The organism is Polyangium fumosum, from assembly GCF_005144585.1.
Classification (GTDB): Bacteria; Myxococcota_A; Polyangia; order Polyangiales; family Polyangiaceae; genus Polyangium; species Polyangium fumosum.
Genome location: NZ_SSMQ01000015.1, coordinates 125,396 through 147,457, shown reverse-complemented (window position 1 = coordinate 147,457; position 22,062 = coordinate 125,396). Strand labels below are relative to the sequence as shown.

Genomic DNA, 22,062 nt, shown 5'->3' with positions numbered 1-22,062 from the left:
CGACACCCTACTTGCTGCCGAAGTACGGCTTGATCGCTGCCAACCAGCGCGGATGATCCGCATATACTTCCTCATAGATCGTCCACAGCTTGCCTGGAGTCAGCTTCACCCGCGCGTCAGCCAGAGCCTTTCTTGCATCACGGAGTCGACCCGAGAACCGCTTGTGCTCCGCGTTCTCCAAGATCACCGACGGTAACTTGTCAAGCTCCTTCGTGATCCCAAACTTCCGCGCCATCGCCTCCTCCAGGATGTGATGCGCTTCGTAGATCCCGTTCAGCCCGTCCGTGAACTGGCTCATGGTTTCGTACGGCCCGATGACCTGCATGTCCGCCAGCGTGCCGGCGAGCTTCTTCTTTCCGTACTTCTTCCGCAGGTACTCGATCGCTTCTTTGCTGAGTTCCTCCGTCTTTTGGATCAGGACCGGCAGGTTCTTTTTCCCCGCCGCCTTCATCTGCGCCTCGAATGCCGTGACCTGCGCCTTTGCAAGGGCCGAGAGCTGCAAGAAGGCGACGGCTGCTTGGAGCGCTGGGTGGTTGAACCCATCCGGGTCCTCCCCGCCCACGATGCCGTGCTTCTTGCCGTCCTTGCGGTGGAGGTCGTGGCTCGGGTCCTCCGCGAGCCCCGCCACGAGGGCGAGCTGCTGGGCGAGTTTGTCGAAGTCCGTCTCCTCCTCCTCCTTCTCGTCGCCGTTGCCCTTTCCTTCGCCCTTGCATCCCTCCTTCGTCTGCGCGCACGGGACCGCGCTCACGAGCGCTCGCCCATCCCGGCGCTGAAGCTCCGGCAGCGCCCCGCCCCGATCGACCAACGTGCACGATTCGTCGACGCATTTCGGCGGATGCACCTCGTCACGCGGGGGCAAGACGCCCTCCTTGCTGAGGACCCCCTCCTTCGGCAAAACCATATCCTTCGAGCGCGAGCCTCCGGAAGCCGCCTCCTTCCGCGGCGGGTCCTCGCGACGAATACGATGCTTCTCCACCCGCTCCTCGACGCTGTCCGGGTCGCTCCCGCCATTGCCACCGCTCCCGTTTTCGCTCCCGCCCTTGCCGCTCCCGCCTTTGCCGCCGCCTTTCTCGTCGCCGTCCGCCTTCTCCTTCGGCGGCGGGGCCTCCTTCTTCGCGGGCGGCGGCGGTGGCGCAGGCTTTGGCTTGGGCGGGGGAGGTGGCTCGCAAGCCGTCGCCAGGTGAAAAAACTTCTTCGGTATCAACTGACTGCTCTTCAGGTCCGCGTTCGGCTGGTAGACGAAGAGCGGCAAGACGTCATGGCAGGCAACGAGCTCCCGCGCCGCGCGGCCGAAGAGCGGGTTGCCCGAGAAATCGTAGGTCCATTCATTGTGCGTCGGCCCGTGCGGGTGCATGCACATGCCGATGTAATGGATCGGCGTTTTGCGCTTGCACGCCTGTCCCAGCGCAGGCGGCGGCGACAAGACGAGCCCGAAGGCGAGGAGCAGGACCAGGCAGACCCGGGACGGACGCCACGACGACGACCACGCGCCACGCAGAAAGAATGCCCCGCGCAGCAACGAAAGGAGGAACTTCATTGCCCTGACCCCTACGTACGGATCCCCGGAGAGTTGGAGAGCCTGGGTAAGCGGCAGGTTGTCCGACCAACATCCTGCCGGTCAAGGATAGAAGTACGAAGCAAGCCGCACTTCGGAGCATGTTCATGCGGAGACCCTCGAACGCCTCCATGTCGAAGAGTACACGCTCGACGAAGCACGCGAGGAACTCGGCATCTCGAAAGCCGCTGTGAAGATGCGCGACTTCCGCGACGCGTACCGAAGCGTTGTACCCCCGATGCCGCCGAGCGGATCGCTCGTGCTCCTCAGTGCAGAGGAGCGCGCCGATGCTCGGTCACGTGGCGAGCGTGATCATGGCGGCCGTGCTCATGCTCCCAGGTCTGCGTGATAGGCGCGCCGGGAGGGGGAAGGGAACGCGGGGAGCGCCGTCCTCGCCGGGCGAAGGGCGTGGCGGGAAGATTCCCCGGGGGTGAATAGGCTGTCGGGCGCCCGGGGAACGTGCGGTGCAAGCCCGGACGTACCGCGCGGCTCTCCGCGATCACGCGGATCTGGTAGGCCCGTCCGCACCCCCCCTGACGCATCGCTTCCTCCGGCCTTCGTTTTCCCGTACCCTCGACCTCGGAGATCACGACAGGATGGGTCAGGCGGATCGGGAGGAGCAACGAGGAGCGCTCGAGCTCGTGGTGTACGCCGCGGGAGACGAGGCCGCGGCCACCGTCCTGCCGGCTGCGGGCAGCGTCACCATCGGGCGCGGCGAAGGCAACGACGTGCGCATCGACGACGCGTCCGTCTCGCGCCGGCACGCCGTGCTCCACGTCGGGCCCGTGCTTCGCATCGAGGACAAGGGCAGCGCGAACGGCACGTTCGTGCGCACGAGCGAGGACAAAGGCAGCGCCGTCGAGACACGCCGGGTGCATCGCGCGCCGGGCGAGACGTTTGATGTCGAGCTCGGGGATTGTATCGTGCTCGGCTCGGTCATCGCCGTCGTCCGGCGCGCGCGGCACGAGGAAGGGCCAAAGGCGGTCGACGAGGGGCGCAAGGGCGCCGCGGGGCGCGTGATCGTGGAGGACCCCGGGATGCGCGCGCTGCACGAGGAGGCGCGCAGGGCCGCGGGATCGCCGTTCAACGTGCTTCTGCTCGGGGAGACGGGCGTGGGGAAGGAGATCCTCGCGCGGGCCATCCACGAGGCGTCGCCGCGGCGGGCGAAGCCGTTCGTGGCCGTGCACTGCGCCGCGCTCAGCGAGTCGCTGCTCGAGAGCGAGCTGTTCGGGCACAAGAAGGGCTCGTTCACCGGCGCGACCGAGGACAAGAAGGGGCTCTTCGAGGCCGCCGACGGGGGGACCGTGCTGCTCGACGAGATCGGGGAGCTGTCGCCGTCGGTGCAGGTCAAGCTCTTGCGCGTGCTCGAAGATCGCGCGGTGCTGCGGATCGGCGCGGTCGCGCCCAAGCCCGTGGACGTGCGGTTCATCGCGGCCACGAACCGGGATCTGGAGGCCGAGGCGCTGCGGGGAGCGTTCCGGCAGGATCTCTTCTACCGGCTGAACGGGATCACGTTCGTCGTGCCGCCGCTGCGCGAGCGGAAGGCGGAGCTCGGGAAGCTCGCGTCGTTTTTCCTCGAAGACGCGTGGAAGAAGCTCGAGCGCAAGGGCACGCCGTCCCTCGCGAAGGAGGCGCGGGAGCTGCTCGAACGGCACGCGTTCCCGGGCAACGTGCGCGAGCTGAAGAACGCGATGGAGCGGGCCGCGGTGCTCTGCGCCGGCGATACCGTGCTGCCCGAGGATCTGCCGCCGCGGATGCGGATCGCGCAGCCGTCGGGGCCGCCGCCCGCGCAGGGCCGGGAGGGGCGCTCGGCGACGCAGCCGATCTCGGAGGACGACGTGCGCGAGGCGCAGAAGCAGCTCGACGAGCGGCAGCGGATCCTCGACGCGCTGGAGAAGTGCGCCCACAACCAGACCCGCGCGGCCGAGATGCTGGGGATCTCGCGGCGGACGCTCGTGTCCCGGCTCGAGGAGTACGATCTGCCGCGGCCAAGGAAGAGGTAGCCGGGGGCGCATGATGGCAGCACCACGTCGCTCCTCCCATCGGACGATCCTCGGGCTCGTCTGCCTCGTGGCGCTGCTCGGCGCCTCCGGGGACGGCGCCGGCGGCCCGGACGAGCCGTGGGTTTCGTTGCGGCCCGAGACGCCTCCGGCCGGCGGGGCGGGCGGGAGCGGGGGCATCTGCGAGGGCGAGATCCGGCATTGCCCGAACAGCCCGACGGACCTCTGCGCCTGCGGCTACATCTGCCCGGACAAGGATTGCTTGCCGGCCCCGCCGTACTGCGAGGAGGACAAGGATTGCCCGAGCGGGGTGTGCCTGGGCGGCAAGTGCAAGTGCAGCCAGGTGCCCGGGGTCGATGAGTGCAACCCACGCGTGTCGGACAAGCATTCCTACGTGTGCAGCGGCGAGGGCTCCTGCGTGCAGCTCCCCGATCAATGCGAGGGCGAGGGGACGGAGTGTGGCGACAAAGGGGGGGTTTGTCGTCGCTCGCAGTGCTACGAGCGTTGCACGTCGGACCGCGATTGCCCCGCGAGCCTCGTCTGCAAGACCGACCGCTTCTGCGGGGCGGTGATGATCGCGGACGGCCCGCCGCCGGCGTATTCGTGCAAGGCGCGCGGCGGGGAGGCGGAGGGCCGGGGCGCGTGGCTCTTCGTGCTCGTCGGGATCGCCGCGGCGATCAGGGCAAGAAGCCGAAGGTGAGCTGAGGGATCCAGAGCTGCATGAGGCCGTGCGCGGTTTGCAGGCCCTGGCCGGATACGTCGGCCGGGGTCTCCGCCGCGCAGGCGACGGCGTCGTCGCCGGAGGGCGGGCACGGGGTCTGCGCGTCGAAGGCGCGGCCATTGAAGACATTTCCCTGCGCCAGGAAAAGCACGTAGCCGAGGGACAACCCCACGCGGACGCCGCCGAGCTTCGCCTCGATGCCGAGCTCGGGCATGAAGAACGTCGGCGCCGAGCGGAGGACGGTGCTCGTGCCGGAGAACAGGAGCGGGGAGGCGTGGCCACGATCGTCGCGGCCGACGCCGCTCACCGGGTCGGACGATTGCGCGGCGACGAGGCCGAGGGAGCCGCGGAAGAGGGCCGTCCACCGCGGCCCGAGGTCGACGCGATACCCGACCGCCGGCCCCATGAACGGGCCGCGCAGGGAGAGTTTGTGCGAGAGGGTGTACGTGACGGTCGAGAGGCCGTCGCTGACGGGGACGTCCCGCGTGATCGTGCGCTCGAAGGTCGATTCCACCGAAAAGAAGCCGGTGAAGAGCTCGACGGAGACGTTGTTCGCCGTGATGTAGCCGCCGCGCGCGCCCGTGAGGAAGCCACTCGCGAAGGGGCAATGGTTCGAGCAGGCGTTCTGGGCGTCGCGCTCGGCATTGCTATCCATGGAGCTGCCGAGCGCGGGGCCGCCGAAGGCCTGGGCAAACCAGCCCTCCGAGCGCGCCGGGGTCGGGGGCGGCGGTTCGGCGCCGACGACGATACGGAGGGATTCGCCGGCCGGCAGGTCGTGGTCGAGGAGGACGGCCCGCCGGTTGACGCGCACGGTATGGCGGCCGGCGGGCAGGTAGAGCGGGCAGGGGCGCGGCAGGGCGCCGAGGTCTTTGCCGTCGACGAAGAGGGAGCCTTGCCCATCGACGACGTGGAGCGTGGCGACGAGCTCGCGCAGGCGCCGGACGTCGTCGATGAGCGCCTTTTGCTCCTCGGGCGTGAGCTCGCTGCGGAATCGATCGAGGACCTCTTCGTAGAGGGGGATCGCCTCGGCGGCGCGGCCGAGCTTGTCCAGGCAAACGGCGGCGTTTTTCGTGTTCGATTTGCGCGGGAAGAGGTCGCGGGAGGCGAGGTAGCGGTCGAGCGCTCGTTCGAGCTTGCCTTCGCCTTCGAGCGCGCGGCCCTCCTGGAAGAGCTTTTGCGCCTGGGCCTTGTCCGCGGGCGAGAGGACACGCGGCGGGGGGTAGGGGCCGCAGGCGGACGCCGGGGGCGCGAGGCCTACCGCAGCGGCAGAGGTGAGCACGGCGAGGCCGATGCCGAGGGCGTGTCGGGAGGCGCGTTTCACTAGAATTCGTCGTCCGGTTTCGTCACGGGGCCCTTCGCGTCGGCCGGCGCCGCCGTCGGGGCCGCGGCGCCCGTCGGCGTGGGCGTGGCGTTCTCCAGCGGCGCGGGCGTGCTCGCGGGGACCGTGGTCGACGTGGGGGCCGCGGCCGCGGGGGAGCCCCCCTTCGGGATCGGATGCGCGCCCGGCGCCATGATCGCGAGGACGGGCGGGGGCGCGCCGGGCGTGGGGGACGTGGAGGCCGAGGCGGCAGGGTCGGGCTGCGTGGGGCCGGAGAGGGTCTTGCGGATGCGTTCTTCGAGGTCCTTGTTGAGCTCGGCCGTCGCGCGGACCTCTTCGAGGAGGTTTGCCTTTTCCTTGTCGTTTCGCTCGGCCTCGGCGCGCTCCTTCTGTTCGCGTTCGAGCTTCTCCTGGGCCGCCCGCTCCTCGGCGCGCACGGCCCGCACGTACCCGAGCCCGCCGACGACGACGGACGCCGCGACGATGGCCCCCGCGGTCGCCGCGAGCACGGTGCCGCGCCGGGAGACACGCGCGCTCGTCTGGATGAAACGTTCGGCCGCCGCCGACAAACGGACCGAGTGTTTCCGGAGGAGCTCCTTCGCGAACTCGAGGCGCCGTCCTCGCCAGAGCGTCACGCTTTCGGCGTCGCGGGTGAAGCGCGCGGCGTCGCGCTCGATTTCCTCGGCGAGCATGCGATCGCCCTTCGCCTCGGCGATCCAGGACGCGAGCCGCTCCCAGCGCGAGAGCAGCGCTTCGTGTGCGAGCGTGACGGAAGCCTCGGGCCCCTCGGCCGGCACCACGAGGCGCGCCTTGCCGAGCACGTCGATCACGCGGCGCGCCCGCGGGCCCGCGAGCGCCGCGAGCTCGTCCACGCTCATCACGCGCCGTGTCCCCTCGGCCGTCGTGAGCGCGAGGAGCACGTCGCGTGTTGCCTCGATCGAGCCTTCCTCGGCCTGCTCCAGCGACGCGAGCACGGCCTCGGCGTGCCGCTCGAGCGCGCCCTCGACGCCGCCCACGGCCGTGAGCGCCGACCGCAAGAGCTGCTTCTTCTCCTTGTCACGCGCGCCCCAGAGCTCGGTCAGCGCGAACTCGACGAGCGGCATCGCGCCCGCCGTCGCGTCGATGCCCGCGAAGAGCTCCTCGGCGAGCGCCGCGTCTTCGAGCGCGTAGCCGTACGACGCGAGCGCGCGCTCCACGCTCTCGCGCCAGTACGTCGGCGAGAGCGGCTCCACGCGGCAGAGGCCACGCGCCATCGTGTTGCCGAGGTCCCCCATCGCGAGGAGCAGATGCAAGAGATCACTACGCGCCGCGACGATGACGCGCACGCCGGGCAAGGGCTGCGCGCCGATGCGGACGAGCAGGGCCGCCGCTTCCTCGCGGCTTTCGCCCGAGGAGGTGGTGACGAGCTCTTCGAGTTGATCGACGAAGAGCACGAGGCCGCGCTCCTCCTCGCTCGCGCGGCGGGCCATGGCCTCGCAGAGCGGGCCGGGCGCGAGCGTGGCAGCGTTGGGGAGGAAGGGCCCGAGCGCGGCGGCGATCGCGGCGCGTGGATCGCGGCCCGGCTCGGCGATGGCCGTGTCCCACACGTCGGGCCAGCCGACGATCCCGCCTTCCGCGAGCGCCGGCAGGAGGCCCGCGCGCGCGAGGCTGGATTTGCCGCTGCCCGAGGGGCCGACGAGCGCGACGAGGCCACGGCCGCGGCAGAGCTCGATCGCCGCGGCGACCTCGGGGGTGCGGCCGAAGAAGACGTCGCGATCACGCGCTTCGAAGCGGCGCAGGCCCCGGAACGGGCCCTCGTCCTCGTCGGGCAGGACGCGCGCGCGGCCCGCGAGATCACGCCGGATCTGCTCGAAGTGGTGCGCGACCCACGAGGCCCGCGGCGGCCGATCCTCGGGGCGCGGCGCGAGCAGGTGATCGATGAGCGCAGCGAGCGCGCGGGGCACACCCTCGATGCGCGCGGCGAGGGGAAGCGGCCGCGCGTACCCCGTGAGCACGCCGGGATCGAGCGCGCCGTCGCCGTCGAGGCGCTCGGCGGGGAGCGCGCCCGAGAGGCAACGGTGGAGCGTGACCCCGAGCGCGTAGAGATCACTCGCGGCCGAGGGCGACACGCCGGCGCCGAAGACGGCGGGATCAATGTAGCCGTACGTGCCCGTGATGCGGCCCGAGATCCGCGCGGTGGCGGCGAGCGCGCGGGGCGTGGCGTCGTCGTCCGGCCCCGCGGGGACCACGTCCTCGACGGCCTGAGGGGTCGAGGACGCGGACGCGATGCCAAAATCGATGAGCTTGTACGCGCCGCCGGCCTCCTCGACGATGTTGCTCGGCTTGACGTCGCGGTGGACGAGGCCTGCGCCGTGGACGGCGGCGAGCGCGGAGGCGATGGCCACGCCGACGCGCAACGTCTCGTCGACGGAGAGCGTTCCTTCGGCGTCGAGCCGGTCTTCGAGCGATCGGCCGGCGACGTGCTCCATCGCGAGGCCCATGACGCCGGCGGGCTCGTCCACGGCGAGCGTGTAGAAGCGCACGACGTTCGGGTGCTCGACGCGGCAAAGCGCGCGGGCTTCTTCGAGGATGCGGCTCTTGTCGTTCGCGTTCACGTCGAGCGAGAACAGCTTGACGGCCGCGGTGCGCAGCTCCGCCTTGCCGTAGGTCTCGCGCGCGAGCCAGACGGGCGCGTAGCCGCCCGCGCCGAGCTGCTCGACGAGGACGAACGGGCCGATACGCCTCTGCTCCGGGGGGCGCGTGATCAGGTTCGAAAGGGCCGGGTCGAGGGTCTCCAAGGGGTGTTTCGAGGACGAGCTCCGGGGTGCGTCCATGGAGCGCGGCGGCCCCGAGGATGCCCGACCCGCGTCGAGGCGTAAAGGGAAGGCCCGTGAGGGAGCCTGCACGAGGCCTTTCCTTGCACGCTCGGCGCGGGGTAGCATCGCGGAGCCCATGGCCTCGAAGCACCTCTCTGCGGTCCTCCTTCGCCTCGTCGTGCCCTTCGCGGGGGCGTCGTCGTTCGCCTGCGTCGGGTGTGTGGACAACACCGCGGGCGACATGGCGCTCGCCGAGGTGCAGAAGCTCCGGATGGAGGCGCGCGCGACCGAGGCGCGGCTCGCGGCGATCGAAGGGCGGCAGATGTACGTCGGGCAGCAGCTCTCCTACCTCGCCGGCGTCATCGGCGAGGTGGGGCGCGAGGCCACGGCGCGGGCCGAGTCGGTCTCGCGCAAGCAGGAAGAGGTCGCGCAGAACATCGAGCGGATCGAGCGGGCGGCCGTGACCGAGCGAGAGCGCGCGCGCGCGGCGGCCGAGTCGCCACAGGCGATCGCGGCGCGGGCGCAGGTGATGATCGACGCGGGGCAGATCAAGGCGACCGTAAAAAATGGGCGGACGAAGCTCGAAGCGGTGGAGGGGTCCGCTCCGGCTTCGCCGCCGGTCCCGTCACCTGTGCCCACGTCCCCTGCGATCCGGAGCGTGGATCTCGAAGACCCGTGGGCGGCGCAGCGCAAGCCGACGGCGCCCGCGTCGCCCGCGGCGCCGCCCGTGAAAGGCACGGGGCGGCGGATGTCGGACGACCTTGGTTTCTAGGCGCTCCCGCCGGATGACGTCCACATCGTCGGCGTGGCTTCGGGCGCCTCGGTGAGCCCGCGCAGCACGCGTAGCGCGTGGGAGAGCGTGCCCCAGAGAGCCTCGTAGGCCGCCGGTTCGAGCCGGATCGACGTCGCGCCGAGGTGGATCGAGATCACGTTGCACTGCGGGCAGTGGTCGACGCGGGCGACGGGCCCACGCGAGAGCGTCACGGGGGCGCAGGGGGAAGCCTTCGCGGGACAGGACATGGTGCGTGTCTCCTGGGGTTCGTGCTCGGGTGTCGTGCTCGGGTGTCGGGTGCGTTGATAATGAAAGTGATGTTCAATATCGATACAGGGTCGAGAGGGACCTGTCAAGCGATCTCGTGCGGACGCTTGCGGATCAGTCCTCGTCGTCGGGGGAGGCGGCGCTCGGCGGGGGGACGAGGCGGATGCGGGGCCGGGGCGCGGGCGCGGCGGGGCGCTCGGGCGCGTCGAGGGCGTACACGAAGAGGCGTCCGTTCACGACGAGGAGCGGCGCCTTTGCGAAGAGCTCGGGGTGGCAGCCGGGGCTGCGGGCGCGGGTGACGGCGTGCACGACGGCGACGCCGGGGCCGGGGCGCTCGCCGCAGCGCAAACGCTCGAATTCGATGCCGTTCGCTTCGAGCTCGCGCGCCATCATCCAGCCATACCGGTGGTAATACACAGGCCCGAGGTTCCGGGCTTTCAGGGCGTCGGCGACGTCGGCCATGTCCTGCCCCCAGTCCTCGCCGACGACGCTGACCACGGGACCGAAGACGGGGCCGAGGGTCAGGGCATTAAAATACCCGACGGGGTGACGAACCCAGGCAATCGCCGAGGCGAAGGTGCCCGCGCCGAGCAGGGCGAGGAGCATCTGCGTCCGCCGCCGTCCTTCCTCCCAGAGCCGCGAAGCGACGATCCCGGCCCCGATGACGAAAAAGGGCATCACGGGCAGGACGTGCCGGACGCCGATGTTGATCTTCGAGCCGATGGAGATGGCGAGGAAGAGGCCACACGCAGCGAGGATCGTTCCGGCCGCGCGATCCGGCGCGGCGCGGCGGCGGATCGATCGGGCGAGCCCGACGCCGAGCAAGACGAGCACGGCGAGCGGGTTCTTGATCGCGAGCATCACCGGGAAATAACCGGCCCAGCCGCCGCCCGCGCGCATGCCGAGGAAATACGTCGAATGCCCGTCGCGGCTCTGCACCGAGACCATCGACAAGCCAAAGACGTACGTGTACGGCAGCGGCACCGGCAGCCAGCGCGGCAGGCGCGCGAGCGGCGAGCGCTCCTCCAGGAGCTTCTGATCCGCCCGCTTCGAGATGTAGCTCTGCGGCTCGGGCTCCGCGAGGATCCGCTCGACCGTCCAGCCGGTCCGCTGAAACCCGTACGCCGCATTGACGGCGAGGACCGTGGCGAGCGTGACGGCGCCGGCGTGCGCGGCGAAGCGCCCGAGCCTGCCGCGTCGGGTGGGCGCGTCTCCGTCGGCGCCTCCGCGCCACGCGAAGAAAAACCCCAGCGACAGGAGTAGCGGGACCAGGAACGCCGCGCTGTATTTGATGCAAAATGCCGCCGCGACGGCGAGCGTGGTGGTGATCGCCGTGCGGAGGCGCGGCCGCGCGAAATGCTCGGCCGCCTCGCCCACGGCGATCGTCGTGGCCAGCGCGATCGGCAGATCCGTCGTGACGAGCCGGCCGTGCGCGAGCAGCGTCGGGTGCAGGCAATAAAGCCCGAGCGCGAAGAGGGCCGCGTGATCCCCGGCCCGCCGCCGCGCGAAGCGAAACACGTAAAGCCCGAGCAGGAACGAAAAGAGCACGTTCACGTGCCGCGCGACGACGAGCTCGGCCCGCGCCGCCGCCCAGTGCGCCGTGAAGTATTGCTCGGCCAGCTTGCCCGTGTCCGCGTCGGCCCACGCTGGAAACGAGGTCAGAGCCACGCGGGCGCCGAGCAGCGCGGCGGGCAGCGCGAGGAGCGCGTCCGCGAGCGGCGGGTGCGCGTAGCCGAGCCGGGTATCCCCGAGCCACCAGTAGGACAGGCCCCGCACGAGGTGGACTGGCTCGTCCATCGTCGGCGAATCCAGGTGGACACCGACGAGGGAGGTCCCGAGGAGGATCCCGAGGAGCAGCGCGGCGAGCCAAAGGATGCGACGTTTTGGGAGGGTTTCGAGCGCGGGCATCGACGAAAGCGGCCGAGCGACCGAGGGCCGCCCCATTCCTGTGGAAATCTCCGTGTGGGGGCCGCGAGGCCAGCAAAGTCGGCCGGGATTGTCAAGCGAGGACCGCCCTGCCGCCGGGCATGCCAGGGCTTGCTCGTGTTGCCCTGGCCGGGTAGGGTCGAGCGTGCAGGAACATCGCCTCCCCGAGTCCGCCGCGGCCACCTTGCTCTCCCTCGCGAGCCGCTGCCACGCGCGAGGCTGGGCCCAGGCGACGAGCGGCAACTTCTCGGTGCGCCTCGACGCGCACCGCTTCGTCATCACGAAGAGCGGCCTCGACAAAGGCGCGCTGCGGGCCGAAGACCTGCTCGTCGTCGACCTCGAAGGCTCCCCGCTCACCGAAGGTCGCCCCTCCGCGGAGACGCCGCTCCACGCGCAGATCTACCGGCGTCGTCCTGGCATCACTGCCGTGGCGCACACCCACTCCGTCGCGGCCACGGTCCTGTCCCGCGCCCTCCTCGCCGAGGGGTACGTCGTGCTCTCCGGCTTCGAGATGCTCAAGGCCCTCGTCGGCATCAACACGCACGAGACCTCGATCCGCCTGCCCATCTTCCCGAACGATCAAGACGTCCCGCGCCTCGCCGCGCAGGTCGACGCGGAGCTCGGCGACGACGACTGCGTCTATGGCTACCTGCTCGCGGGGCACGGCCTCTACACGTGGGGCGAAAACGTGAACGAAGCGGCGAGGCACGTGGAGGCGATCGAGTTCCTCCTCGAGTGCGTGCTGCACGGGCGGCGCTGAACGAGGGGCCGGTTGCTGTAGAGTGCCGGCCCTATGCGTTTTTTGTTTGCGTGGTCTTTGACCACATTCCTGTTGTTGGGCTGCTCCTCGGACAAAGACGGCGCTCGGACGGCGGAGCCCCCGCCGCCGGTGTTCAAGTGGAGCACGCCGGATACGTTCGTGGTCCAGAAGCTCGGCGAGCCCGTCACGTACACGCTGACCGTGACGACGCCCGAGGGAAGCCCTTATCCAGCGGAGTATTCGAAGGACGTCTCGTTTCCGCGTGGAGCGAACCCGCCGACGGTCATGAAAAACCCGTCGCCCGGCGTCTACGAGATCACGGTGAGCCCGACCCAAGTGGACGAGTACGTGCTCTCCGCCCACGTCGGGATCTTCGCCCGTCCGGGCGAACCCATCAGCGGGTATGCGCGACTCGACGAATCGCCGCAGCTCTTCGTGGACGTGTGGGGCGGCGCGTCGCTGGATCTCTCGCCCGACGTGGGCCGCCTGGAGCTCGCGGTCGGCGAGCTGCGGCCCGTCGACGGCGTCGGCGTGGCGCCGCTCTCGGGTAGCAATCTCTACGAACAATCCGTCATCTCCGGCGACGAGGTCGAGCTCGAGGTCGAGGACACCAGCATCGCCCGCCTCGGCGCGAAGAAGGTCCTCGAAGGGGTGGCGGAGGGGAGCACGGGGCTCTTTTTTCGCGCGGGCGAGCGCGTGATTCGTGTGCCCGTCACCGTGACGTCGAAGGCGCTGACGACGTTGCCTCCCGAGAGCTTCGTGCGTTTCAACGACGAGCACACGGCCGAGCCGATGACCGCGATCGAGCCGGACAGCGGCGCCGCCGATGGCACGATCGGCCTCGATTCGAACGGCGCTCCCGTCTTCGCCGTGAAGCTGAAGTTGAGCGGCGTGCGCGCGCAAGAAACGGTATTCAAGGGCGGGCAACGAGGCGCCGGCATCCGGACCTGGACGGGCACCGGCTACGGCATCGAGCGTATCTCCGCGCCCTGGGAGGACGTGACGAACACGCACGTCACCGTCGACGAGAAAGGCCACATCTACGCCGTGTTCGGCTCGACGACGCGCGGCCGCTTCATCCTCGTCGATCGCCCCGGCGAGGGCCCCTTCCACGAATGGCGCCGCCGCGAGCTCGACTCCACGCTCGACGAAATGGCGGGCGTCGGCGACTCCAAGGCCTACCAGGAAGAGCTACGCCACACGCAGCCCGTCTTGATCCCGAAGCCCGGGGGCGGCGTGTACGTCAGCTACGCGGACACGTACGAGTTCCGCACGGAGCGCACCCTCCTCCGGGACGAGGCTGGCAACACGATCGATTGCTCATGGCATGTCAAGCTGGTCGAGGTCGACGGCGACGAGCTCCGGACCCAGCTCGTTCATCGCGCCGACTATAAGTATTCGCAGCCCGGTGATTGTGTCTTCGAGTATCGGTTGCCGCTGATTCCGGACCCCGTGCGAAAGCTCGTCCTGCTGCCCGCCTTGCCGGGGGAGGAGGGCCCCACCGTCGTGGTCGCGGGGACGCCGCTCCACGCCGAGAACGGCGCATGGGTCGAGAACACCACGCTCGACTTCCAGCCGAGCACGAACCCCGACGTGCCGCCGCCCGTCGCTTGGCCGCTGTCGGGCCCCGGGCCCGTGCCGAGCGCCATCGGCTGGTACAGCGCCGAGGTGATCTTCGGACAGGAGGGGCTCGCGTCGCCGAAGAACCACGCGAACTGCTTCATGAAGCTGACGCCCTTCGCGAACCCGATGTCGACACGCGCGGGTGATTATTTGATCGGCGCCGGGGCGATTCCCCGCGATTTCGACGTGGCGCGCGTCGGCTCCGAAGGCCGCTGCGTCTCGCTGATGTCGGTCTTCCGCCCCGAAGGGGGGTCGGTCGTGGACTTCCTCGACGCCGAATACCTCCGCGGCCTCCAGGGCTCGCCGAAGCGGCTGTACGGCCTCTACGACAACAGCGGCTCGCTCGCCATCGCGAGTATGCCCGTGCCCCAGACGCCCGACGGGACCGGCGCCCTGCCGAGCCGCATCGTGCGCCCCGAGCTCGGCCCTTGGGACGTCGTCCTGCCGCCCGTGTTGACCGACGACGGTTCCGCCGTGGTGATCACCGAGGGGTATACGGGGGGCCTCTCCGATCCACCGATGGACGCCGCCTTTTTGTTCGGGGGTGTCTTCTCGGCGTCGAGCCCCGCCGCTCCGTTCACGCATTCGGGCGAGCGACCGGGCTTCGAGAACAGCGAGAAGGCGCCGCTGCGTCTGCGCGTGCTGGGGAGCGACATCTACGCATTCGCGCACGACGTGGGCGGCCTGCGGATTTCGAGGAGCACCGACCTCGGCACGAGCTGGTCCAGCGTGTCCCTGTTGCCCGCCGCGGGCGTGTTCGGCGGCCTCGAAGCCGAGGTCTTCGCGACCGGCGAAGCCTTCGCAGCGATCACGGTCGACGAGGTCGCCAAGCTCTACGTGCAGCCGTCCGTCACCGCGCCCTCTGCCTTCACGGAGCTCTCCGCGGGCGCCGTGCCGTTTCAAGGCAAGCAGACCCGAGCCGTGAAGCTGATCCGGGACGGCGAGGAGCTGGTGCGCGTCGGCCTGGGCTCCGGGGTGACCGTCCATCGTTATTCCAAGACCGGAGCGCTGCTCTCGGCAACGCAGCTCGTCCTGTCGGTGCCGGGCTTTTCCGTGTCGAGCGTGCTGCACGCGGTGCTGGACTCGCAAGGCCGCGTGGTGCTCCTCAATCGCAAGGACGAAGCCGAAACGGTGACGCTCCGCCTGCTGCGCCCCGGCGCCTCGGACACGACGACGCTGGCGGTCTTCGAGGGCCTCGGCACAGACGGCTTCATGATGGAGAAGCTCGCCGACGGTCGTTTCGCGCTCGTGGCCCAGCGAGCCGTCGACGCCGCACACACGCGCCTCTTCGGCGCCCTCTCGTCCGACGACGGCGCAACTTTCGGCGACGAACTCCCCCTCCTCATCGACCGCGGCCCCTACCAAATCCCCCTGGGCGTCGCCCTGAACGGGACCGAGCTCTTGGTCCTGGCCAAAGACACCTGGCAAGCCCGCTTCCCCGCCGGGCTTTCGCACGGTGGGCGCTTCGATTTCCAGACGGTACGCTGGTCCCCCTGACCTGACAGGCGACATCGGCCCTCGTCTTCGTCTGTTCCACGCCACGACAAGCCACATCCCCGCCGCCAGGTCTCAGTCACGGAGCCAAACAAGGCACGTCCGCCCGGCAGGGCCCCTGTCTCGCCGCCGGACACGAGGCCACGCGTGTCCCCAGGGGAGGTCTCGCCGCCCAACACAGGACGACGCGTGTCCCCGGGGGAGGTCTCGCCGCCCAACACGGGCCCTCGGCCCTCGATGTACCCTTGTCGAGGGGACGATCGGCCTGCGTCGAGGCCCAACCTCAGCGGTCCGGCCGCGTCCCTCGGGCGGTCGTCCGTCGGAGCTCACCGTTGCGTCGCCGAACACGCGCCGTCGAAGGTCGAGGGCGTGTGTTCGGGGTGTTTGTCGTTTGGGGGGCGCTGCGCCGGGGCGCTGCCCCGGACCCCGCGGGGGCTGTCCGCCCCTCGACCCGGACCAGGCACGGCCTGGACCGAGGTGGAAGAACTGCGCGGTGCGCAGTTCTTCCAACGGGCCGGTGGCAAGACCCTGGAGGGGGTCTTGATCGGGCGACGGGCACGTGGCCGGTGGAGCCAGCAGCACCATGTTCTTGGTCGGCAGGCTCGTCGCCGGTCTTGACCTGGCTGTTCGATGAACTGCGCACAGCGCAGTTCATCGAGCTTGGGTCCAGCCCCTGGCTGGTCCGGGTGCAGGGGCGGACAGCCCCTGCTGGGGTCTGGGGCAACGCCCCAGCGAGGCGCCTCCACCAGGATGCTCCGGTCGATGTACGTCTCGTGTCACGGAAGTTCGCCAATCTGTAAAGAACGCAAACGAGATGGTAACGGCGTCGCGACCGAGTCGTAACGCGTTCGTCACCGAAGTCGCCTAGCGTGGTGTGCCAGAAGAAGAAAGGCCGGGACGTCCCCGGAATCCTTCCATGTTGCTCGCACGTCTGGCCGCGCGCTCGGCCCTTGGCGCGGTGTTTGGTCTTCTTTTGTCTTCGCGTTCGGCTGCGGCGGATGTCCCTGCTGCGCCTCGATCGGAGATCGCGCTGGCCACGCTTCCATCGGCGGAGCCGGCCGCGGTCAAACCTGCGCCGAGGCCTGCGGCTCAGGCCCCTGCGTTGAAGCCCGGCGAGGGGGCGGGCAAGGCTTCGCAGCACTGGTACGACAAGATCAAGATCCGCGGATACTCGCAGGTCCGTTACAACCAGCTCGGCGCGACGAACGAGCGGCTCGTCAATACCCAGGGCGACCGATCGATTGGCAAGGATGGCGGCTTTTTGATCCGCCGCGCCCGCCTGATCGTCCAGGGGGACGTGCATGAGCGCGTCTTCGTGTACATCCAGCCTGATTTTGCGAGCGTCGTCTCCGACCAGTACCATGTCCCCACGCTGCGCGACTGGTATGCGGACATCGCCCTCGACAAGAAGAAAGAGTTCCGCTTCCGCGTTGGCCAGTCGAAGGTGCCGTATGGCTTCGAGAACATGCAATCGAGCCAGAACCGCGCGCCGCTCGATCGCTCGGATGCGTTGAACAGCGCCGTCAAGGACGAGCGGGATCTCGGCGTCTTCTTTTACTGGGCACCGGAGCGTATTCGCAAGCGGTTCAAGGCGCTCGTCGACGATGGGCTCAAGGGATCGGGGGATTACGGCGTCGTCGCGCTTGGCGTGTACAATGGCCAGACCGCGAACCAGAAGGAGCGGAACGACACGCCGCACGTCGTCGGCCGTATCACGTGGCCCTTCCAGATTGGCCGCCAGATCGTGGAGATTGGCGGCGGCGGGTATGCGGGCAAGTTCGTCGTGAAGACCTCGGACGACGTCACGGCGGCGGAGGAGATCCGCGACGTCCGCGCCCACGCCTCGTTCGTCCTGTACCCGCAGCCGTTTGGCCTCCAGGCCGAATACAACTTCGGCCGCGGGCCGGAGCTCGTGGGCGATCGTGTCGTCGAGCGACCGCTCCACGGCGGGTACGTCATGGCCATGGCCAAGATTGGCAGCTTCCTGCCCTACGTGCGTGGCTTGATGTACGACGGTGGGCGCAAGTTCGAGACGAACGCGCCGCATTACAAGATCCGCGAGCTGGAGATGGGCGTCGAGTGGCAGCCCATCCCCGCCGTCGAGGCCACCGCGGCGTACGCGATCGCCGAGCGCACCTACCCGGAGCCGCCTTACCCGCAGGAGAGCGGGCGCCTCCTGCGCCTGCAGATTCAGGTCAATTACTGAGCGCGTGAACGGGCTTGCGGCGAGGATCGGTTTGGGTCGATCCTCTCCGGGTGAGCTCGATCCACGTTTTTCCGGAGAACGATCCCGATACGCTCGTTCGTGCCTCGCGAGACCCCGCCGAGATCGCGGCGATCCTGCGGGAGGTCGGCGTTCGTTTCGAGGCCTGGGAGGCTTCCTTTTCGTTCACGCCTTCGGCCCCCGCGGAGGAGATCCTCGCCGCATACCGGGAGCCGATTGAAAAGCTCTGCCGCGAGGGCGGGTATCCCTCGGTCGACGTCGCGCGCCTCGCGCCGGATCCGAACGATCCCGCCTGGCCCGCGAAGGCTCGGGCCGCGCGCGAAAAATTCCTCGAAGAGCACACGCACGGCGAGGACGAGGTCCGCTTTTTCGTGCACGGCGCCGGGGTGTTTTATCTGCGCCTCGCCGGGCAGGTGCTCGCTGTGCGTTGCGCGCGGGGGGATCTCCTCTCGGTCCCCGCCGGCACGCGGCACTGGTTCGACATGGGCACGCAGCCGGACTTTTCCGCCATCCGATTCTTCGGCACGCCCGAGGGCTGGGTCGCCTCCTTCACGGGCGACGCCATCGCGCGGCGTTTCCCCGACGCCGACGCCCTCACGCGAGGCGCGCCGTGGTGAAGCGTATCGTCACGGACATCGAGGGCACCACCACGTCCATCTCCTTCGTGACGAGCACGCTCTTCGCCCATGCGCGGGCGTCGCTCGTGTCGTTCGTTCGGGCGCACGCCGGCGAGGCGCGTGTCGTCGCGGCGCTCGACGCGGCGCGGACGGAGGCGGGGGAGCCGGGCCTGTCCGACGCGGCGGTGATCTCGCTCTGGCTCCGGTGGATCGACGAGGACCGCAAGGCGACGTCGCTCAAGGCGATCCAAGGCATGATCTGGGAGGAGGGCTATCACGCGGGGGCGTATCGATCGCACGTGTACCCGGACGTTCCGGGCGCGCTCGCGCGGTGGAAGGCGCAGGGGATCGGGCTCGCCGTCTTCTCGTCCGGATCGGTGCTCGCGCAGAGGTTGCTCTTCGGGCACACGATCGAGGGGGATCTCGCGGGCTTCTTCGACGGGTGGTTCGACACGACGACCGGCAAGAAGGCCGATCCCGCGTCGTATGCGCGCATCACGGCCGCGCTCGAGGTCGCGCCGCACGAGGTGCTTTTCCTGTCGGACGTGAAGGCCGAGCTCGACGCCGCGCGCGCGGCCGGGCTCCTGCGGGTCGGGCTCGCGCGGGACGGCGCTCCGCCCCTCGTGGATCATCCGACCGCGCGGAGCTTCGACGACATCGTGATCGAAGGGGATTCCGTGCTCGTGCGCTAGCTAGCGCGCGAGCTTGCGGACGAGCCACTCCGCGGCTTCGCGGGTCACCTCGTCCCGGTTCGTCTCGTTGAACAGCTCGTGGCGCGCGCCCGGGTAGACGCGGTACGTCACATCGGAGAGGCCCGCCTTCGCGTACGCGTCGAGCAGCCCGCGCAGGTTCTTCGTCCGCTCGTGGACCGGGTCCTCGGAGCCGGCGACCACGCAGATCGGCAGGTCCTTCGGGAGACGGGCGAGCGCGTCCGGGCGCGCGAGCGTGCCCATCGCGCCGAGGAGCTGCACCCATAACGTCGTCGTGGCCGAGAAGCCGCATCGCGCGTCGGCGACGTACTTGTCGACCTCGGCCGCGTCACGCGAGAGCCAATCGTACGGCGTGCGGTTCGGGCTGAAGGTCCGGTTCCACGCGTCGAACGACATCCCCTGGATCACCACGCTCTTGCCGCGCTCGCCGAGCCGCGCGCGCTCGGCCTTCGCCACGAGCACGCCCGCCCGCGCCATCAGGCTCGGCGGTCCGTTCGTGCCCGAAAGGAGCACGGCCCCGAGCTTGTCGCCCACCGCGGGCAGCGCGCCCTGCGCGATGAGCGAGCCCATCGAATGGCCGAGCAGCGCCTGCTTGAGGCCCGGGTAGGCGGTGCGGGCGCGGGCGAGCAGGCCGCGCAGGTCGGCGACGACGCGGCCGAAGCCGTCGCCGGGGCCGAAGTAGCCGAGCTCGTCGTCGGACTTCGCGGTGCGCCCGTGGCCGCGGTGGTCGTGGGCCTCGACGACGAGGCCGCGTGCGGTGAGGGCCTCGGCGAGGCGCGTGTAACGGGCGCCGTGCTCGCTCATGCCGTGCGACACGTGGACGACGCCGCGGACCTCGGCGCCTTCGTCGGGGGAGAAGACGTGCACGAAGATCGGCTTGCCGTCGTCGGCGATCCATTCGAACGAGGAGGTACGCATGCGGAGGGCGGCCGTTCTACACATGGTCCCGGGCGGATGGGAAGGACCAGTGTGTCCGGGGCGAGAGTGCCACGTCCGCGAAAGAACACTTGCGGTGGTGTGAAATTCCCGGTAGAGGCACGCCCGCCCGATCTTCCGAGCTCGTCCCCGTGGGGCGCTTGCGCCCCGATCCCCGGGGGCTCGGATCGTGCAGAGGAGCAGGTAGACCCCGCGATGCGATCCAAAACAGCCGATCCGACCGATGGTCAACGCAGGCCCCGCCGTGGTCGTGAGAAGTGGGTACGGCGGTGGGGCCGGATCGAGCGGGACGACCTCGAGGCACTCGTGGCAGAGCTCGAAGGCGGCGGCGAAGTAGACGAGATGGCGGCGGCCTCGGCGGCGTGGCTCGACGCGATCTCGAAGGTGTCGGGGGCAATTCTCTGTGGCGCGACGCTCGTCACGGAGACCTACCTCGTGGGGCCTCTGCCGACAGGCGAGGAGCTCGCGAAGTTCGGGTGCAAGAGCGTGCGTGACGGCCGGATGATCGAGGTGTTCCAGGCGTTCGACGAGGGCGGGCTCGATGAGCGTGGCCCTTACGCCGTGACGCACCGCGAGCGGGACTGGTCGGCGTTCGGCGCGGCGCGCGCCTTCGTGGATTCGGTCGGGCCGAAAAACGCGATGCTGGCGCTGCAAGCGCTGCACGAGGGGAAGACCGCGCAGCGCCCTGCGGCGCGGCCCCGGCCGGCGGTGGTCATCGAGGTTGTCCGGGCGTAACCCTGCTCAGAGCGGGGCATCGAACAGGCAACGCGTGATCGGGACGCCAACGTCCGCCCACACATACAGATAATATTTCGTCCCCGGGACGAGCTTCTCGGGGCTGCCGTCCGCGGGGTAGCCCTGCTGCGTATTCGGCAGAACCTCGCCGTAGGTGATACCGCTCTTCACAGGTGCGGCTTTCGACGCCACGTCGAGCCGCCACATCGTCCCCTCGGGCAGGTCGAGGTTCGGCGGAACGCCTGGGTTCTTCGCGTCCGCCGATAAGACGTAAACGTAACGTGCGTCGCCGCCGGTCCAGGTGATCTTGCCGGCGGCGTCCACGCCTTGGCCGGCGTCGCAATCGCTCGGCACGTAGAGGCTCTGTTCATACAGCGGCCCGCCGAACGGGGTTTCGTCCGCAAAATCCTCCTTTTTGAATCCGCGGCGAAGAAGCTCACCCTCGAAAAACGCGACCATCCTTGCCGGGTCCGTGGTCGGCAGGCCGGCGACGTCGCGGGAAAAACCGTTGTTCTGGTCCGGCGGATAAGCGCCGAGCGCGGCCGAGGAGACCCAGCCGGCCGCGAGCGCGAGGCCCGTCGGATAAAAGCTGTCGGTCCAGATCGGGCCGGCCTCGATGTACCAGTTCGACGGGCCTTCGGCGGGCGCGGCCTTCTCCGAGTGGCAACAGACGCAGCCGCAGGCCTCGACTTGCTCGGTCACCCACGCGAGCTCGCCGAGCCATTGCGTGTCTGTGAGGCGCGGATCGCCCTCGGGCGTCTTGAAATCGGAGGGCGGGGCCGGCCAGTAAGGGCGTTGCGTGAGGACCGCCTCGCAGGACGCGTACGCCGCGAAGTTGCGGCCGGGCTCGGTGCAGCCCGAGATCGCGCCGAACGTGCAGACCTTGCCCTCGCTCTGGCCCGCGGGCTCGCCGGCCTTCGGGTCCACGCACGCCTCGGTGGGCCATTCGAATACCGAACCCTCGGGGGTGGGGCCACCCGGGTCGTCGACCACGCCTTCACACGCGTCGGGCACGAACTTGCCGCCGCCGAAGAGCTCGCAGCCGCGCTGGGTCGAGGTGCATTGGGCCGTGTCTTCGCCGGGGAAGACGATGCTGGTTTCGTCGTCCTTCCCGCCGTCGAGCACGCATCGGCCGAGCGACGTCGGATAGGTACAGCTCTCCGCTTTCGTGAAGGTGGACTTCGCGAGCGCCTTGCAATCGGCCTCGGCGGTCTCGGCGGACCAGCCTTTGCCGGTGTAATCGCGGCACTCTTCGGCCTGGGTGAAGGGGCTCGTGTAGACGCAACGACCGGGCGCCGCGGCGGCGGGCTCCGGGCCCGGCGCGGCCTTCTCCTCGGCCTTCTGACAGGCGCCGAGCCCGCCGAGAGACGAAACGAGCAGCGCTGCGCCCAGCATCACGTGCGGAGAACGGAGGAGCTCTTGCTTCACGGTCGGTACTCCTGAGCCTGGCCTTCGAACGAAGGGGGAACGTGGTCTCGCTCGCTATTTTGTGCAGCGAACGTTCTACGTAATATCGTTTGTTCATGGAACGTGCAAACTTTGTCTAAACTTTTGTGCGTGTGAAGTAGCGTAGGACACGTTCGTGTCCAGGCGGCACGGAGGAGGGGAG

The 22,062-nt window shown here is 69.6% G+C and carries 16 protein-coding genes; 9 read left to right on the top strand and 7 right to left on the bottom strand.

From position 1 onward, the window contains the following. Positions 1 to 7: 7 nt before the first annotated feature. Positions 8 to 1,537 (bottom strand): hypothetical protein, encoded by a 1,530-nt coding sequence (locus E8A74_RS16815; protein ID WP_136930027.1) that lies wholly within the window; start codon positions 1,535 to 1,537, stop codon positions 8 to 10. Between the two features lie 614 nt (positions 1,538 to 2,151). On the opposite strand from E8A74_RS16815, the gene E8A74_RS16810 reads away from it, so the two are divergent. Together E8A74_RS16810 and E8A74_RS16805 are read left to right on the top strand one after the other, a co-directional pair. Then, a complete protein-coding gene (locus E8A74_RS16810) occupies positions 2,152 to 3,558 on the top strand; it encodes a sigma 54-interacting transcriptional regulator (protein ID WP_136930026.1) in 1,407 nt (468 codons plus the stop codon). 10 nt (positions 3,559 to 3,568) lie between these two features. Continuing rightward, entirely contained in the window at positions 3,569 to 4,255 is a 687-nt protein-coding gene (locus E8A74_RS16805) for a hypothetical protein (protein WP_136930025.1), read from the top strand. On the opposite strand, the gene E8A74_RS16800 is transcribed toward E8A74_RS16805, so the two are convergent. After that, the gene (locus tag E8A74_RS16800) at positions 4,233 to 5,597 is read right to left on the bottom strand and encodes a tetratricopeptide repeat protein (RefSeq protein ID WP_136930024.1); all 1,365 of its coding nucleotides are present in this window, start codon (positions 5,595 to 5,597) and stop codon (positions 4,233 to 4,235) included. The two genes, E8A74_RS16805 and E8A74_RS16800, sit on opposite strands and share 23 nt — an antisense overlap. After that, on the bottom strand, positions 5,597 to 8,371 hold the full coding sequence (locus tag E8A74_RS16795) for a serine/threonine-protein kinase (protein ID WP_170229175.1): 2,775 nt from the start codon (positions 8,369 to 8,371) through the stop codon (positions 5,597 to 5,599). Before E8A74_RS16795 ends, E8A74_RS16800 begins: the two co-directional genes overlap by 1 nt. A 154-nt stretch (positions 8,372 to 8,525) precedes the next feature. Between E8A74_RS16795 and E8A74_RS16790 the strand changes: the two genes are divergently transcribed. Next, positions 8,526 to 9,161 (top strand): hypothetical protein, encoded by a 636-nt coding sequence (locus E8A74_RS16790; RefSeq protein WP_170229174.1) that lies wholly within the window; start codon positions 8,526 to 8,528, stop codon positions 9,159 to 9,161. On the opposite strand, the gene E8A74_RS16785 is transcribed toward E8A74_RS16790, so the two are convergent. Together E8A74_RS16785 and E8A74_RS16780 are read right to left on the bottom strand one after the other, a co-directional pair. Continuing rightward, on the bottom strand, positions 9,158 to 9,373 hold the full coding sequence (locus tag E8A74_RS16785; RefSeq protein ID WP_136930021.1) for a hypothetical protein: 216 nt from the start codon (positions 9,371 to 9,373) through the stop codon (positions 9,158 to 9,160). The two genes, E8A74_RS16790 and E8A74_RS16785, sit on opposite strands and share 4 nt — an antisense overlap. Positions 9,374 to 9,542: 169 nt before the next feature. Then, the gene (locus tag E8A74_RS16780) at positions 9,543 to 11,336 is read right to left on the bottom strand and encodes an ArnT family glycosyltransferase (RefSeq protein ID WP_232379601.1); all 1,794 of its coding nucleotides are present in this window, start codon (positions 11,334 to 11,336) and stop codon (positions 9,543 to 9,545) included. 163 nt (positions 11,337 to 11,499) lie between these two features. Between E8A74_RS16780 and E8A74_RS16775 the strand changes: the two genes are divergently transcribed. The 5 genes from E8A74_RS16775 (at position 11,500) to mtnC (ending at position 18,764) form a co-directional block, all read left to right on the top strand. After that, positions 11,500 to 12,114, top strand: coding sequence for a methylthioribulose 1-phosphate dehydratase (locus E8A74_RS16775; protein WP_136971269.1), 615 nt, complete (start codon positions 11,500 to 11,502; stop codon positions 12,112 to 12,114). A 33-nt stretch (positions 12,115 to 12,147) separates the two neighbouring features. Then, a complete protein-coding gene (locus E8A74_RS16770) occupies positions 12,148 to 15,234 on the top strand; it encodes a hypothetical protein (RefSeq protein ID WP_136930018.1) in 3,087 nt (1,028 codons plus the stop codon). 913 nt (positions 15,235 to 16,147) lie between these two features. Continuing rightward, positions 16,148 to 17,437 carry a porin gene (locus E8A74_RS16765; RefSeq protein ID WP_136930017.1) on the top strand — a complete coding sequence of 430 codons (1,290 nt, stop codon included), beginning with the start codon at positions 16,148 to 16,150 and terminating at the stop codon, positions 17,435 to 17,437. 50 nt (positions 17,438 to 17,487) lie between these two features. Beyond that, positions 17,488 to 18,072: a 1,2-dihydroxy-3-keto-5-methylthiopentene dioxygenase gene (locus E8A74_RS16760; protein WP_136930016.1), complete on the top strand. Its 585-nt coding sequence runs from the start codon at positions 17,488 to 17,490 to the stop codon at positions 18,070 to 18,072. Next, a complete protein-coding gene (gene mtnC / locus E8A74_RS16755; protein ID WP_136930015.1) occupies positions 18,066 to 18,764 on the top strand; it encodes an acireductone synthase in 699 nt (232 codons plus the stop codon). Before E8A74_RS16760 ends, mtnC begins: the two co-directional genes overlap by 7 nt. Here the strand turns inward: mtnC and E8A74_RS16750 are convergent, their stop codons facing one another. Further along, the gene (locus E8A74_RS16750; RefSeq protein ID WP_136930014.1) at positions 18,765 to 19,700 is read right to left on the bottom strand and encodes an alpha/beta fold hydrolase; all 936 of its coding nucleotides are present in this window, start codon (positions 19,698 to 19,700) and stop codon (positions 18,765 to 18,767) included. 213 nt (positions 19,701 to 19,913) lie between these two features. Here E8A74_RS16750 and E8A74_RS16745 point away from each other — a divergent pair, with 213 nt between their 5' ends. After that, positions 19,914 to 20,453, top strand: a complete 540-nt coding sequence (locus E8A74_RS16745; protein ID WP_136930013.1) for a hypothetical protein — start codon at positions 19,914 to 19,916, stop codon at positions 20,451 to 20,453. A gap of 6 nt (positions 20,454 to 20,459) precedes the next feature. Here the strand turns inward: E8A74_RS16745 and E8A74_RS16740 are convergent, their stop codons facing one another. Further along, positions 20,460 to 21,881 (bottom strand): proteinase inhibitor, encoded by a 1,422-nt coding sequence (locus E8A74_RS16740; RefSeq protein ID WP_232379600.1) that lies wholly within the window; start codon positions 21,879 to 21,881, stop codon positions 20,460 to 20,462. Between the last annotated feature and the right edge of the window lie 181 nt (positions 21,882 to 22,062).